The following is a 13830-nucleotide window of genomic DNA, read 5'->3' as shown; positions in this document are numbered from 1 at the left end:
AGTGACAGTGAGCGGCATCGGGACACGGATCGAACGCGACAGCTTCGGCGACATCGAGGTTCCGGCTGACCGCTATTGGGGCGCGCAAACCCAGCGGTCGCTGGAGAACTTTCCCATCGGTCATGAGCGCATGCCGGCTGGCCTGATCCACGCCCTCGGGCTGATCAAGCAGGCGGCCGCCATCGTCAATACCGGCTTCGGACTCGAGTCCGAACTTGGTGTCGCCATCGCCGCCGCCGCGGCGGAAGTGGCGGCGGGCGATCTGGACGATCATTTTCCGCTGGTGGTCTGGCAGACCGGCTCCGGCACCCAGACCAACATGAACGCCAACGAGGTCATCGCGAACCGGGCCAGCGAATTGTTGGGCGGCGAACGCGGCCAGCAGCGGCTGGTGCACCCGAACGACCACGTCAACCGCGCCCAGTCGTCGAACGACACGTTTCCGGCCGCCATGCATGTGGCGGTCTGCCGCCTGCTGAGCGACAAGCTGGTTCCCGCGCTGGAGCGCCTTGAGGCGAGCTTCGACGCCAAGAGCCGCGCCTGGGCCAACATCATCAAGATCGGCCGCACGCATACGCAGGACGCGACCCCGCTGACCCTGGGGCAGGAATTCTCCGGCTATACCCAGCAGATCGCGGCGTCACTGGTCCGCATCAAGACGTGCCTGCCCGAGTTGCACGATCTGCCGCAGGGCGGCACGGCGGTGGGAACGGGTCTCAACGCGCCGCCCGGCTTCGATGAAGCGATCGTGAAGGAGATCGCGGCGCTGTCGGGCCTGCCCTTTCGCGTCGCGCCGAACAAGTTCGCCGGAATCGCGGCCCATGATGGCTTCGTCGCCCTCTCCGGCATGCTGACCGCCTTGGCAGCGGCGCTGCTCAAGATCGGCAACGACATCCGCATGCTCGGCTCCGGCCCGCGGGCGGGACTGGGCGAGTTGTCTCTGCCGGAGAACGAGCCTGGATCGTCCATCATGCCGGGCAAGGTCAACCCGACCCAGGTCGAGGCGCTGACCATGGTCTGCGTTCAGGTAATGGGCAATCATACCGCCGTGACCATCGCGGATTCCCAAGGGCATTTCGAGTTGAATGCCTTCAAGCCGGTGATCGCTCACAATGTTCTGCAATCGGTCAGACTATTGGCCGATGCTTGCGAAAGCTTCCGGACTCGTTGTCTGTCCGGAATAGAGCCCAATTTGGGCCGGATTGCCGAACTGGTCGACAAATCGCTGATGCTGGTCACCGCGCTCACGCCGGTGATCGGCTATGACAAGGCGACGGAAATCGCCAAATACGCCCACAAGAATGGCCTGACGCTGAAACAAGCGGCCCTCGCCCTGCGTTATGTGGATGAGGAAACATTCGACCGCGCCGTGCGGCCCGAACGGATGTTAGGACCATCGGAGGACGATCTTTGAGCGGACCAGTCAAACGATCCATTACCATCGCGGGACACCGCACCAGCGTGTCGCTGGAACCCGTGTTCTGGACGCTGCTGACCGAGGCGGCCGAACGTGAAGGCAAGAGCATCGGCGGCCTCGTGACATCCATCGACGAAGGCCGCGCCGCGAATCTTTCCAGCGCCATCCGCACGTGGCTCGTGGAACGTCTGCGCGAGACCGCGAGCTGATCACGCTTGGCCGTCAGTATCCGCTTGGATCGTCGCTCCTGCCCCGTTTCTCCAGCTTGTCGAGCAGCTTGTTGAGCACACGTTTGGTCTTGCCGCGCCGCTCGGCGGGATCTTCGTCAGGATCATCGACCTCGTCCCCCAGAACATCGCGCAGCACCGTCCCGGCCAGCTTTTTGCCGACATGCTTACCCAACGCACCTAGCCGGTTTTTCTGACGTGGATCGTCGATCGGTCCGGTCAGCAGGATGCCGACACCGGGCGTGCGGACGTGTTCCGCCCCGGTCAATCCCAGCGCCAATTCGGCATCCACCGTCCAGGCGGGAAGATCGACTGTCGCCGCTGCCTTGGCCTCGCCGGCGGCCAGGGCCGCCGTCAGGTCATCCGTCCGGACCACGCCCTCGCGGATGTTGAGGCTGCCGCCCGCTCTTGTGTATGCCGTCTCACCGCCGCTTAGCGCCGCGTCGGCCAGGTCGATGAAGTCACCATATCGCTTGAGGCCGAGTAGTTCGTTGCTGAGCCGCGGCAGATCGAAGCCACGCACGACACCGTGCTGGGCTTCAAGGGTCGCGGTGCCATTCAAAGTGGCGATCATGTCGCGCTCGCTGGCGCCGCGTGCCGCGAAGCGTCCTTTCATGGCAAAGCGGCCCGTGGCGAAATCCACGTCCGCCGCAGCGGCCAGCGCCTCTCCGACCGAGGCATCCTCAATTGCGAGATCGAGGTTCACGGCCGGCGCCGCGCGCAGGTCGAGAGAGCCGCTAGCGCTTAGTCTGCCTGAGAACAGGCCGGCATCGAATTTCCCGACCCGCAGGACACCCTGGTCCAGCACCGCGTCCAGTGCCGGCTTGTCGAAAGCATAGCGGCGATAGGCGATGCGCTCGGCCTTGACCGATATCCGCCCATCCACGCCGCGCAGACCCTCGAAGGCGAACGGCTCGTCCGACCAGCGCGCACCGCCCGGTTCACGCACCAGATCGGGCCCAGCGTCACGCGGCGGCAGGAACTGATCGATGTCGATGGATCCGGCCTCGATGCTGGCCTCGACGCGGGGGCGCGCACCGCTTTCGTCCCAGCTGAGGCGTCCGTTGACACTGGCGGCGCCTGTTTCCAGGTGCAGGTCAGCCACCGTCAATGTCTTGCCGTCACGCTTGAGCGCTCCCTTGGCCATGAAGCCGCCGGCCGCGCCCCCTGGATCCGGCCGGAACGCGACCCCGACCGCGCGCAGGAAGCGCGCCGCGTCATTGGCCTGTGCCGTCATCGTCAGCTCATACGATCCAGCATTCTCGGCCAGCGAGAATGGCCCTGCCAGCAACAGCCGCCCGCCGGCCAGTTCGGCGACCAGATCGGCCTTGTAGACGTCACCCGTGGCGGTGAGCGTGCCCTTCATCGAGAACGGACCATCATGACCATCAAGGGGCGCGAGCCACGCCAGACCGGCCTGCCGTGCGAACGCCGCCCAGCTACCGTTCTTCAACTCGAGCCGCGTTACCAGCTCGGCAGTCTCCTTGTTCCAGGTCTTGCGCTCGCCGGAAAGGGAGACGTCCGTCCCACCTGCCGTACCGGTCGCCGAAAAGGTCGCCGTCTCGGCATTGCCTTCAGACGTCAACGCCAGCGCCACGGGGCTGTCCATCAATCCGTGGCGCGCATCGTTGCCATGGCCGAGGCTGACGATATCACCGAGGCGCTCGGCCGTCAGAGTGCCGATCAGCTTCCAGCGCGGCGGCCGGCCAAACTCGGTGACGGTACCCTCGAGCGCCAGCGAGCCGCCGTCGGCGCCCTGGGCGCCCGCGCGGCGCACCGTCATCACGCCGTCCTTGAGGGCGATTTCGGCGACGGCCCCATTGAGCGCGGCGTCCGCGACGCCGAGCCGGGTTACGCCCACGCGGATATCGGCATCCCAGTCCGCGAGGAAGGCGAAACGGCTCCAATCGAATGGTTGTTCCCGGTCCTTGCGCGACGCGTAGGCGTCCAGATCGAGACGGTCAGCCTGCAAGTCGGCCGTCACGAAGACAGGCGTTTTCAAGCCATGGTCGATCCAGCCGTCGATCGTGGTGCCGTCGAGCTTGATCAGCAGATTGTCCAGCTTGATCAGGCCGGTGTCACCGGAGACATCCGCAGATGCGGTCAGCGTCTTCAGCCTGTCGTCCGGCGCGTCGGTCAGGTCGAGGCCTGCCCAGGCGAGGAAAGCGCGCGGGTCGCCCGCCACCAGCCGCAAAGTGCCGCTCAGGCTCTCGCCCGCATCTTCACCGCCCTTGAATGTCAGCGAGGTGCGGCCCGGAAGCTCCGCCGAGAGGGCGGGAACCTGCAGCTGTCCGTTCCCAACTCGGGCGTCCAGCACGATATTGCGCAGCGCCTGCTGACGATAGAGCACCGTATCGGCGTTGAGGCGAAGCCGCGCGCTCGCGGTTCCCGGCAACAGGGCGGCCGTTTTTTCCGATTCCGCCTCGTCGGTATCGGCCGCGAGCACGGCATCGAGGTCGATGGTCTGGGCGTCGAGCCGCAGGTCCAGATGCGCGTCATCGCCGAGGCGCAGCTCGGCCTCTCCCGTGGCTGACGTGTCGCCGAGAGCGATCTGGAGACCGCGCGCCGTAAAGGCATCGCCCCCCCCGGTGACGGTCCCCTTAACGCCGAGCCTGACACCGCCGAGACCGGGCCTCTCGCGGCCGCCGAGGAACACCAGCAGGGCATTCGCATCCCGGGACACCAGATCCAGCGTTCCGTCGATGGCGGGCTCGGCGAGGCCGAGCGAGGCCTTTCCCCGGTATTTGAGGACAGTCTTTCCCGGGGCATTCAGTCGCAGATCGAACGGCGCCGGTGCGTTGCCCAGCGTTCCCGTCGCAAGTTTGAATTCGAGGCGCTCGCCGCCGCGACGCATGTTGCCCTTGATCTCGAATGGGCCGGAGGACGACGGCGCCGAAAGGGCCATATTCACCCCCGCCAGCACCAGCGGTTCGCCGCGGCGCGGACGGTAGACGATGGTGGCGTCGCGGGCACGAAAGTCACGCACCGACAGCGGCCGTCGGCCGGCCCGGTCGCGCTTGCGCGCCCTGTCGGCCTTTGAGAACACCCAACTCTTGCCGCCGTCGGTCAGCACCTCCAGCGCAATCCTGGGCCGGTGCAGAGTAACATCGGTGGGCCACATCTTGCCTGACAGTAGCGGCAGCAGGGCCACGTCGATATCCACGGACTCGGCGGTGATGAAGTCGGCCTCAGTGGCCCCTTCGGGATTGGCGACGCGCACGTCGCGGACGGTAAAGAACGGGTAGGGAAGCAGCGCGAAATGAACCGTCCCCCCGATCCGCGCCTCGCGGCCGGTCGCCGCCTCGATCTGTCCCTCGATGACGCTCCTGTAATCGCTCCAGTCCATCATGCGCGGCACGGCAAAGCCGGCCACGATGATCGCGGCGGCCGCGCCCGAACCCCAGATCCATGCCCTCTTCAACGACAGCTCCGTTCCCGCCCTCGCACGAGCGTCTATCGGTTTATATATAGACCTTAACCGTCCGCGCCCCATGCCACAGGGAAAACTGCTGACCGCCAAATCCTCCGTGCTATAACGCGACGACCATGTCAGATCCTTTCGACCTCGACGATTTCCCGGCCGATCCGAGCCCCCTGAACCAGCCCGGTTTCGGCGCCGAGCCACCCTATCTGCGCGGACTCAACGAACCGCAGCGGCTGGCCGTCACCACCTTGGACGGCCCTGTCCTTGTCCTCGCCGGCGCCGGCACGGGCAAGACCAAGGCGCTGACCGCGCGGCTCGCCCATATCATCACCACCGGCCGGGCGTGGCCCGGCCAGATCCTGTCGGTGACCTTCACCAACAAGGCCGCCCGCGAGATGCAGCACCGGGTCGCCGAGCTGATCGGCCAGGCGGTCGAGGGCATGCCCTGGCTGGGCACCTTCCATTCGGTGGCGGCCCGCATCCTGCGCCGCCACGCCGAGCTGGTCGGCCTGCGCAGCAACTTCACCATCCTCGACACCGACGACCAGATCCGCCTCATCAAGCAGTTGCTGCAGGCCGAGAACATCGACGACAAACGCTGGCCCGCCCGCGTCTTCGCGGGGTTGATCGACGGCTGGAAGAACAAGGGCCTGACGCCCGACCGCATGCCGAACGAGGACATCTATTCCTTCGACGGCAAGGGCGGCCTATTGTACCGCGCCTATCAGGAACGGCTGAAGACGCTGAACGCCTGCGATTTCGGCGACCTGCTGCTGCACAACATCACCATTTTCACCCAGCATCCCGACGTGCTGGGCGAGTATCACCGCCGCTTCAAGTACCTGCTGGTGGATGAGTACCAGGATACCAACGTGTCGCAGTATCTTTGGCTGCGGCTGCTGGCGCAGAAGCACCACAACATCTGCTGCGTCGGCGACGACGACCAGAGCATCTATGGCTGGCGCGGCGCGGAAGTGGGGAACATCCTGCGCTTCGAGAAGGACTTCCCCGGCGCGAAAATCATCCGGCTGGAACAGAATTACCGGTCGACGCCGCACATTCTCGGTGCCGCCTCGGGCCTGATCGCCGCCAATGCGGGCCGTCTGGGCAAGACGCTGTGGACCGAGACCGACAGGGGCGACAAGATTCGCGTGATCGGCGTCTGGGACGGCGAGGAAGAGGCGCGCGTCGTCGGCGACACCGCCGAGGATCTGCACCGCAACGGCATGCATTACAACCACATGGCCGTGCTGGTGCGCGCCGGGTTCCAGACCCGCGAGTTCGAGGAACGCTTCATGACGGTGGGCATTCCCTACCGCGTGCTCGGCGGCCTGAAATTCTACGAGCGGGCCGAAATCCGCGATGCCCTCGCCTATCTGCGCGTGGTGCAGCAGCCCGACGACGACTTGGCGTTCGAGCGCATCGTCAACGTTCCCAAGCGCGGCCTGGGTGACGTGGCCATCAAGGCCATGCGCGACGTGCAGCGCCAGCAGGCGGTGCCGATGATCGTCGCCGCCGGCATGCTGTCGGAAAGCGAGGATCAGCGTCCCAAGGCGCGCGCCTCGCTGCGGCAGGTGGTGGAGAATTTCGGGCGCTGGCGCAAGCTGCTGGACAGCATTCCCCACACCGAGCTGGCCGAGATGATCCTGGACGAATCCGGCTATACGGAAATGTGGCAGATGGACCGTTCCATCGAGGCGCCCGGCAAGCTGGACAATCTGCGCGAGCTGATCCGCGCCATGGAACCGTTCGAAAATCTGGGCGGATACTTGGAGCACGTGGCGCTCGCGACCAATGTCGACGAGATGGCCGACGACGACAAGGTCAACGTCATGACCCTGCACAGCGCCAAGGGTCTGGAGTTCCGCGCCGTGTTCCTGCCCGGCTGGGAGGAAGGCGTGTTCCCGAACCAGCGCGCGCTGGACGAGAGCGGCAATGCCGGGCTGGAGGAGGAACGCCGCCTCGCCTATGTGGGCATCACCCGCGCCCGCGAGCGCGCCTTCATCACCGCCGCGGCCAACCGGCGCGTCTACAACCAGTGGCAATCGTCCATGCCGTCCCGCTTCATCGAGGAACTGCCCGAAGAGCACGTGGACCGCGAGGCCGCTCCCGGCCTCTATCAGGGCAATCGGTTCGATTACCAGAACTACAACGCCTATGGCGGCGGCGTGCCCGGCGGCAGTTTCGCCAGCGGCGACTACCGGTCGCTGGGTGAGCGGCGCGCCGCGTCGCAATACGCCTCGCGCACCATCATCGCCAAGGCCGACAAGATCGTCGTCAGCCAGACCGCGCCGTCCCACTTCGCCATCGGCGAGCGTGTGTTTCACCAGAAATTCGGTTATGGCAGCGTCGTCGACGTGGAGGGCAACAAGCTGGAAATCGAATTCGAGAAAGCCGGGATCAAGCGCGTCCTCGACTCCTTCGTGGAGCCGGCATGACCGCCTGGCAGGTCCATGTGGAAGCCCCGCGCAAGGCGGTGGCCGCGCTGGAGGCGCTGTTCAGCACGCTCGGCGGCGCCGATGAGCCGCCCGTGGTGATGAGCTTCGAGATCGTCGACGATCAGTTGTGGGGCATCGACGTGGTGCTGGACGAGCCGGTGGACGAGGCAGCGCTGGCCGCGCGCGTCAACGACACGCTCGTGCGCCTGGGCATGGACCCGGCCGCGCTGGAGGTGACGGAGCTGGCGCCGGTCGACTGGGTCGCCGAATCCCTGAAACACCATCAGCCGGTCAGCGCCGGGCGGTTCTATGTGTATGGCAGCCATCACCCCAAGCCGGCGCTGGACCGCTGGTCGATCCTGATCGACGCGGGCATGGCTTTCGGCACCGGCCAGCACGAGACGACGGCGGGCTGCCTGCGCGCCATCGACATGCTGGCGCGTACCGGCACCGCCCGTAATCCGCTGGACGTGGGATCGGGCAGCGGCATCCTCGCCATGGCCATCGCCAAGGCCTGGCCGGTCAAGGTGCTGGCCAGCGACATCGATCCCGAAGCCGTGACCGTCGCTATCGCCAATGCCCGCGACAATGGCGTGGGCGGCCGCATGGACGTGGTGACGGCCGTCGGCCTGCACCATCCGGTCATCCGCGAACGCGGCCCGTACGACCTGATCACCGCCAACATCCTCGCCAAGCCGCTGATCCAGCTGGCCGGCGACCTGACCCGCGCGCTGGAGCCGGGCGGCGTGCTGGTCCTGTCCGGTTTCCTCAAGCAGCAGGAAGCCGGCGTGTTCGCCGCCTACCGCCATCGCGGCATGCGCCTGCTGAAGCGCTATCTGGTAGGGCAATGGGTGACGTTGGTGCTGGGGAAGAGGTAGGACAGTCAGAAGCTTTTCGGGGCTTCTCGCCACGGGCGCCATTGTTCTGACAGCTACCGTTGAACAGCGGCGCCTTTGCGATATCCTCGCTGGATGACCCTGCGCATCACCATCCCTGAAAATCCGTCCGAGGCCGATCGCGAGGCGGTTATCGCGCCGCTACGCGCTTACAACATCAGCCGGGCGGGCGACCCGCGCATCCGGCCCGTCGCCATCTTGCTGACCGACGAGCAGGGCGAACGGGTCGGCGGTCTTTGGGGCCGCTGCGCCTATGACTGGCTGTTCATCGAACTTCTCGCCGTGCCCGAGACGCATCGCGGGCAGAACCATGGAACCGCTCTCATGCACGAGGCGGAACGGATCGCCCGCGCGAATGACTGCGTCGGTTTGTGGCTCGACACCTACGAGTTCCAAGCCCGAGGATTCTACGAGAAGCTGGGCTTCGAACTGTTCGGCACGCTGGACGACCACCCCATCGGCCATAAGCGGTTCTTCCTGCGCAAACCTCTGTAGCGGACTGAGTTTGCCATGTTCATGACGTCGACACGATAGATCATGGCCAATAGACACTACCGCCGCGCCGTCGAGGCAGATCTTCCTGAGCTTGTCCGCCTGCTCGCGGATGATGAGTTGGGCTCTAGACGAGAACTGCGAGAGGCGGAAGACCAGAGGCCCTTCAGGGATGCCTTTCACGAGATTGATAGTGATCCCAACCAGTATCTCCTGGTTGTCGAGGAAGACGGGGCGCTCATTGGCATGCTTCAACTGACCTTCATTTCGGGACTTGCGCGTGGCGGACTGAAGCGGGGCCAGATCGAAGCAGTGAGGATCGCGCGGCATCGGCGAAGCGCGGGCGTCGGGCAGGCCATGGTCGAATGGGCGATTTCCCGTTGCCGCGACGAAGGCTGCGGGCTGGTGCAGCTTACGACGGACAGGTCACGCACCGATGCTCACCGTTTCTATGAGCGGCTTGGCTTCGAGCCCTCGCATGTCGGCTACAAGCTCAATCTCTAGCCAGCTGCTGGAAACAGTCGCAGCAGATCCTTCAGGTCCGAGATCGGCGTCGCCCCCGGTTCCAGCGGTCCACCGTCAGGGATGAACTGGTAGGCGGCCATGCCGGCGGCGACGGCTGCCTGGATGCCTACTTCGCTGTCATCGACGACCGCGCAGTCAGCCGGCTGGAAGCCCATGGCCTCGGCGACGTGCAGGAACAGGCCAGGATGAGGCTTCCAGTGGCCAACCTCGTACGAACTGTACATCTGTCCGGCGAAATACGGCTCCAAACCCGTGAGCCGCAGCGCATGCGTGATCTTTGAAACCGGCGCGCTGGAGGCCACGCAGATGGGACAGGTCAGGGCGGCGAGAGTTTCGGCGGCGTTCGGCATGGGAAGAAGCTGGTCTTCGAAAAGCACCGCGACCCTTGCCCGATAGGCTGCGATGAAGTCCGGCGGAAGCGTTGAGCCAAGATGAGTTTCGATGTCGTCGATGATCGTGGCGAGTTTCCTCCCACGGTAGCGCCGTACAAGCTCTTCGAGTTGGAGATCCAGGTCCGGAATAAGATCCAGAAACGCCTGATTGCACGCAGGTTCGCTATCGACCAGCGTTCCGTCCAGGTCGAATATCAGGCACCTCGGCGACGTCGTCATACCCTCCATCGACACGAAGATCAGTGGCCCTAAAGGCCCGCCAGCGCGATCCACGCGTCCTCGTCGATGACCTCCACGCCCAGGCTCTGGGCCTGCGCCAGTTTCGAGCCGGCGCCTGGGCCGGCGATCACCAAATCGGTTTTCTTCGAGACGGAACCGGCGACCTTGGCGCCCATGGCCTGGGCGCGGGCCTTGGCTTCGTCGCGGCTCATCTTTTCCAGCGTGCCGGTGAATACCAGCGTCTTGCCCGCGACAGGGGATTCGCTCTGCGGCGGCTCGAAATCGGTGACGGTGATCTCGCCCAGCAGGTCGTTCACCACGGCCAGATTGTGGTCCTCGCCGAAGAAATCCAACAGTGCCTTGGCCACTTTCGGGCCTATGCCGTCCACGTTGAGCAGGTCGCGCCAGGCTTCGCTTTCCGTGTCCTGCGCCGCCTTCACCGCATCCAGAAGCGCGCCGATGGAGAGATAGTGCCGCGCCAGGATACGGGCGTTTTCCTGCCCGATATGGCGAATGCCCAGCGCATAGAGGAAGCGGTCGAGGCCGATGGTGCGCCGCGCGTCGATGGCCGCGAACAGATTGGCGGCAGAGGTCTTGCCCCAGCCTTCGGTGAATTCCAGCCGCTTCAGCGAAGTCTTCTCGGTCTCGGCGAGGCGGAAGATGTCGGCGGGCGCGTCGATGCGCTTGTCGCGCCAGAAGGCGGCGATCTGCTTTTCGCCCAGCCCTTCGATATCGAACGCGTCGCGCGAGACGAAATGACGCAGGCGCTCGACGCGCTGGGCCTCGCAGATCAGGCCGCCGGTGCAGCGGCGCACCGCCTCGCCTTCCTCGCGCTCGGCGTGGGAGCCACAGACCGGGCAGACCATGGGGAACTCATAGGGCGCGGCATCCTCCGGGCGCTTCTCCAGCACCACGGCGACGATCTGTGGGATGACGTCACCGGCGCGCTGCACGATCACCGTGTCGCCCACGCGCACGTCCTTGCGACGGATCTCGTCCTCGTTGTGCAGGGTGGCATTCTGCACGACAACGCCGCCCACGGTGACTGGCTCAAGCTTGGCGACCGGCGTCAGCGCGCCGGTGCGGCCGACCTGAATGTCGATGCCGTTGACGACGGTCTGGGCCTGTTCGGCCGCGAATTTGTGGGCGATTGCCCATCGCGGCGCGCGGCTGACCATGCCGAGCCGCTCCTGCCAGTCCAGCCGGTCGACCTTGTAGACGACGCCGTCGATGTCATAGGGCAGCGAGGCGCGAATCTCGCCGATGCGGCGATAGACCTCCAGCACCTTGTCGATGGTGTCGCAGACCTTCAGTTCCTCGTTGACCTGAAAGCCCCATGAGGCGATCGACCCCATCATGCCGCTCTGGCGCTCGGCTGGCACGGCGGACACATCGCCCCAGCCCCAGGCGAAGAAGCGCAACCGGCGCGTCCGGGTGATGGCCGGATCGAGCTGTCGCAGCGAGCCTGCCGCCGAATTGCGCGGGTTTGCGTAGCGCGGCTTGCCAGCGGCGTCCTGCGCCTCGTTCAGCTTCAGGAAATCCGGCTTGGTCATGTAAATTTCGCCGCGCACCTCGAGGATATCGGGCCAGCCCTCGCCTTTCAGCGTGTGGGGAATGTCGCCGATGGTGCGCACGTTGGCGGTGACGTCCTCGCCTTCCTGGCCGTCGCCCCGCGTGGCGGCCATGACCAGCGTGCCCCCTTCATAGCGCAGCGAGCATGACAGGCCGTCGATCTTGGGCTCGGCGACGATGTCCACCGCTTCGTCCGCCGCGAGTCCCAGGAACCGGCGCACCCGGTCGATGAAATCGGTCACGTCCTGGTCATCGAACGCGTTGCCCAGCGACAGCATGGGGCGCGCGTGCCGCACCTTGGCGAAACCGGACGTCGGCGCGACGCCTACTCTCTGGCTCGGGCTGTCGGGCGTGATCAGGTCGGGGAACTTGGCCTCGATGGCCAGCAGCCGGGCACGCAGCGCGTCATAGTCGGCGTCGGAGACCGTGGGCGCGTCCTTGTTATAGTAGCGCTCGTCATGGGCGCGAATCTCGTCCGCCAGACGGGCGTGTTCGCCGCCGGCCTCCTCCAGTGTCAAATCGTCGACCGGCCGCTCCACTATGCCTCCACGCCTTCCAGCAATCGGGTCGCCGCCGCGCGCGCCTCGTCCGTGACCTGCGCGCCGGCGAGCATGCGGGCGATCTCCTCGCGCCGCTCGTCCGGAGGCAGTATCTCGACGCGGGTCAGCGTCACGCCCTCTTCCACAATCTTGCCCACCCGCAGATGCTGGCCGCCCCGCGCGGCCACCTGCGGCGAGTGGGTCACCACCAGCACCTGGGCCCGGTCGCTGAGCCGCGCGAGCCGGGCGCCAACGGCGGCCGCCACCGCACCGCCCACGCCCTGGTCGATTTCGTCGAAAATCAGCGTCACCGGATGGTCGCTTTCCGCCAGCACCACCTTGAGCGCCAGGGCGAAGCGCGACAGCTCGCCGCCAGAGGCGATGCGCGACAGCGGCCCCATGGCCGAGCCCGGATTGGTCGCCACCTCGAACTGCACGTCATCGGCGCCGGCCGCCGACCATTTGTCGCGCGGCAGCCGGTTGACCGCCGTGTGGAACACCGCCCGCTCCAGTTTAAGGGGCGGCAGCTCGGCCATCACGGCGGCGTCGAGCCGGGCGGCGGCCTCGCCACGCGCGGCGCTCAGCCCCTCCGCCAGGGTGGCGAACTCGGCTTCCGCCTCGCGCAATCGCCGTTCCAGATCGACGAGCCCCTGCTCGCCGGTGTCCAGCGCCTGGATCTGGGCCATCATCGCCTCGCGCATGGCGGGCAAATCCTCGACGGTGCAGTTGTGTTTGCGCGCCGCCGCCCGCAGCGCGAACAGGCGCTCCTCGGTGTGCTCGAGCACGCGGGGATCGAACTCCAGGTCGCGGGCCACCGCTTCCAGCGCGCGGGAGGCTTCCTCGATCTCCGTGAACGCTCGGTTCAGACCCTCGATGATGGGATCGAGGCGCCCCGACGCCTTGTCGGCGACACGCTCCAGCCGGCGCATGCCGACCCGCAGAGACGGCTCCGCGCCCTTGTCGCCCGAGATCGACTTCATGGCGTCATCCAGCTCACCGGCGATCTGTTCGCCATGCATCATGGCGGTCCTCGTATCGGCCAGTTCCTCTTCCTCGCCGGGGCGCGGGTTCAGCGCCGCCAGTTCCTCGGCCGCGTGGCGCAGATAGTCCTCGTCGGTGCGCGCCTTGGCGAGCCGGGCGCGCGCCGCCTCCGCTTCCGCGGACAGGTCGCGGTAAATCTTGTATGCCGCCTGCATCCCAGACACCTGGGGCGTCAGACCGCCGAACGAATCCAGCAGGGCGCGGTGATTGGCGGGGTTGAGCAGGCCCAACTGACCCTGCTGGCCGTGAATTTCCACCAGCAGTCCGCCCACCCGGGACAAAAGCGCGACGCCGACAGGCTGGTCGTTGACGAAGGCGCGGCTGCGCCCGTCGGGCGTCAGCTGGCGGCGCAGCAGGATCGGGCCGCCGCCTGCGTCGAGGCCCTGTTCGGCCAGCACCGCATAGACGGGATGGGTGGACGGGATATCGAACTCGGCGGTGACCGTGCCGCCGCTGCTGCCGGTGCGGACCAGGCCGCTGTCGGCGCGCGCGCCGCTCACCAGCCCGAGCGAATCGAGCAGGATGGACTTTCCCGCGCCCGTCTCGCCGGTCAGCACGCTGAGGCCCGGCCGGAACTCCAGCGCGAGCCTGTCGATGAGAACGATATTCTGGATGGAGAGCGCGGTCAGCATGCGGCCCCCGGGAGCC

The 13830-nt window shown here is 66.3% G+C and carries 10 protein-coding genes; 6 read left to right on the top strand and 4 right to left on the bottom strand.

What is annotated here, in order from left to right:
• Window positions 1-7: 7 nt before the first annotated feature.
• A complete protein-coding gene (gene fumC / locus WJU17_RS16510; protein ID WP_346328490.1) occupies window positions 8-1414 on the top strand; it encodes a class II fumarate hydratase in 1407 nt (468 codons plus the stop codon).
• On the top strand, window positions 1411-1626 hold the full coding sequence (locus tag WJU17_RS16505; protein WP_346328489.1) for a ribbon-helix-helix domain-containing protein: 216 nt from the start codon (window positions 1411-1413) through the stop codon (window positions 1624-1626). Before fumC ends, WJU17_RS16505 begins: the two co-directional genes overlap by 4 nt.
• A gap of 13 nt (window positions 1627-1639) precedes the next feature.
• Here WJU17_RS16505 and WJU17_RS16500 read toward each other — a convergent pair whose 3' ends face one another.
• Window positions 1640-5065 carry an AsmA family protein gene (locus tag WJU17_RS16500; protein ID WP_346328488.1) on the bottom strand — a complete coding sequence of 1142 codons (3426 nt, stop codon included), beginning with the start codon at window positions 5063-5065 and terminating at the stop codon, window positions 1640-1642.
• A 125-nt stretch (window positions 5066-5190) separates the two neighbouring features.
• Between WJU17_RS16500 and WJU17_RS16495 the strand changes: the two genes are divergently transcribed.
• From WJU17_RS16495 to WJU17_RS16480, 4 genes are all read left to right on the top strand, one after another.
• A complete protein-coding gene (locus tag WJU17_RS16495) occupies window positions 5191-7506 on the top strand; it encodes a UvrD-helicase domain-containing protein (protein WP_346328487.1) in 2316 nt (771 codons plus the stop codon).
• On the top strand, window positions 7503-8384 hold the full coding sequence (locus WJU17_RS16490; protein ID WP_346328486.1) for a 50S ribosomal protein L11 methyltransferase: 882 nt from the start codon (window positions 7503-7505) through the stop codon (window positions 8382-8384). Before WJU17_RS16495 ends, WJU17_RS16490 begins: the two co-directional genes overlap by 4 nt.
• 93 nt (window positions 8385-8477) lie before the next feature.
• Entirely contained in the window at window positions 8478-8897 is a 420-nt protein-coding gene (locus WJU17_RS16485; protein WP_346328485.1) for a GNAT family N-acetyltransferase, read from the top strand.
• A 42-nt stretch (window positions 8898-8939) separates the two neighbouring features.
• Window positions 8940-9398 carry a GNAT family N-acetyltransferase gene (locus WJU17_RS16480; protein ID WP_346328484.1) on the top strand — a complete coding sequence of 153 codons (459 nt, stop codon included), beginning with the start codon at window positions 8940-8942 and terminating at the stop codon, window positions 9396-9398.
• Here WJU17_RS16480 and WJU17_RS16475 read toward each other — a convergent pair.
• The 3 genes from WJU17_RS16475 to recN are packed head-to-tail and all read right to left on the bottom strand — an operon-like array spanning window position 9395 to window position 13814.
• Window positions 9395-10030 (bottom strand): HAD-IA family hydrolase, encoded by a 636-nt coding sequence (locus WJU17_RS16475; RefSeq protein WP_346328483.1) that lies wholly within the window; start codon window positions 10028-10030, stop codon window positions 9395-9397. The genes WJU17_RS16480 and WJU17_RS16475 overlap by 4 nt on opposite strands.
• Window positions 10031-10059: 29 nt before the next feature.
• Window positions 10060-12141 (bottom strand): NAD-dependent DNA ligase LigA, encoded by a 2082-nt coding sequence (ligA, locus tag WJU17_RS16470; RefSeq protein WP_346328482.1) that lies wholly within the window; start codon window positions 12139-12141, stop codon window positions 10060-10062.
• A complete protein-coding gene (gene recN / locus WJU17_RS16465) occupies window positions 12141-13814 on the bottom strand; it encodes a DNA repair protein RecN (protein WP_346328481.1) in 1674 nt (557 codons plus the stop codon). The genes ligA and recN overlap by 1 nt, the downstream gene beginning before the upstream one ends.
• Window positions 13815-13830: the final 16 nt, after the last annotated feature.

Origin of the sequence: Iodidimonas sp. SYSU 1G8, assembly GCF_039655775.1 — a bacterium.
Taxonomy (GTDB): Bacteria; Pseudomonadota; Alphaproteobacteria; order SMXS01; family SMXS01; genus RI-34.
Note: the sequence above shows the minus strand (reverse complement) of the source record. Positions and strands in the feature narration are given on the sequence as shown.

Coding starts and splice junctions, on each gene's coding strand:
- WJU17_RS16495 (WP_346328487.1), top strand. CDS start 5,191: ATGTCAGATCCTTTCGACCTCGACGATTTCCCGGCCGATCCGAGCCCC.
- WJU17_RS16490 (WP_346328486.1), top strand. CDS start 7,503: ATGACCGCCTGGCAGGTCCATGTGGAAGCCCCGCGCAAGGCGGTGGCC.
- WJU17_RS16485 (WP_346328485.1), top strand. CDS start 8,478: ATGACCCTGCGCATCACCATCCCTGAAAATCCGTCCGAGGCCGATCGC.
- WJU17_RS16480 (WP_346328484.1), top strand. CDS start 8,940: ATGGCCAATAGACACTACCGCCGCGCCGTCGAGGCAGATCTTCCTGAG.
- WJU17_RS16475 (WP_346328483.1), bottom strand. CDS start 10,030: ATGACGACGTCGCCGAGGTGCCTGATATTCGACCTGGACGGAACGCTG.
- recN (WP_346328481.1), bottom strand. CDS start 13,814: ATGCTGACCGCGCTCTCCATCCAGAATATCGTTCTCATCGACAGGCTC.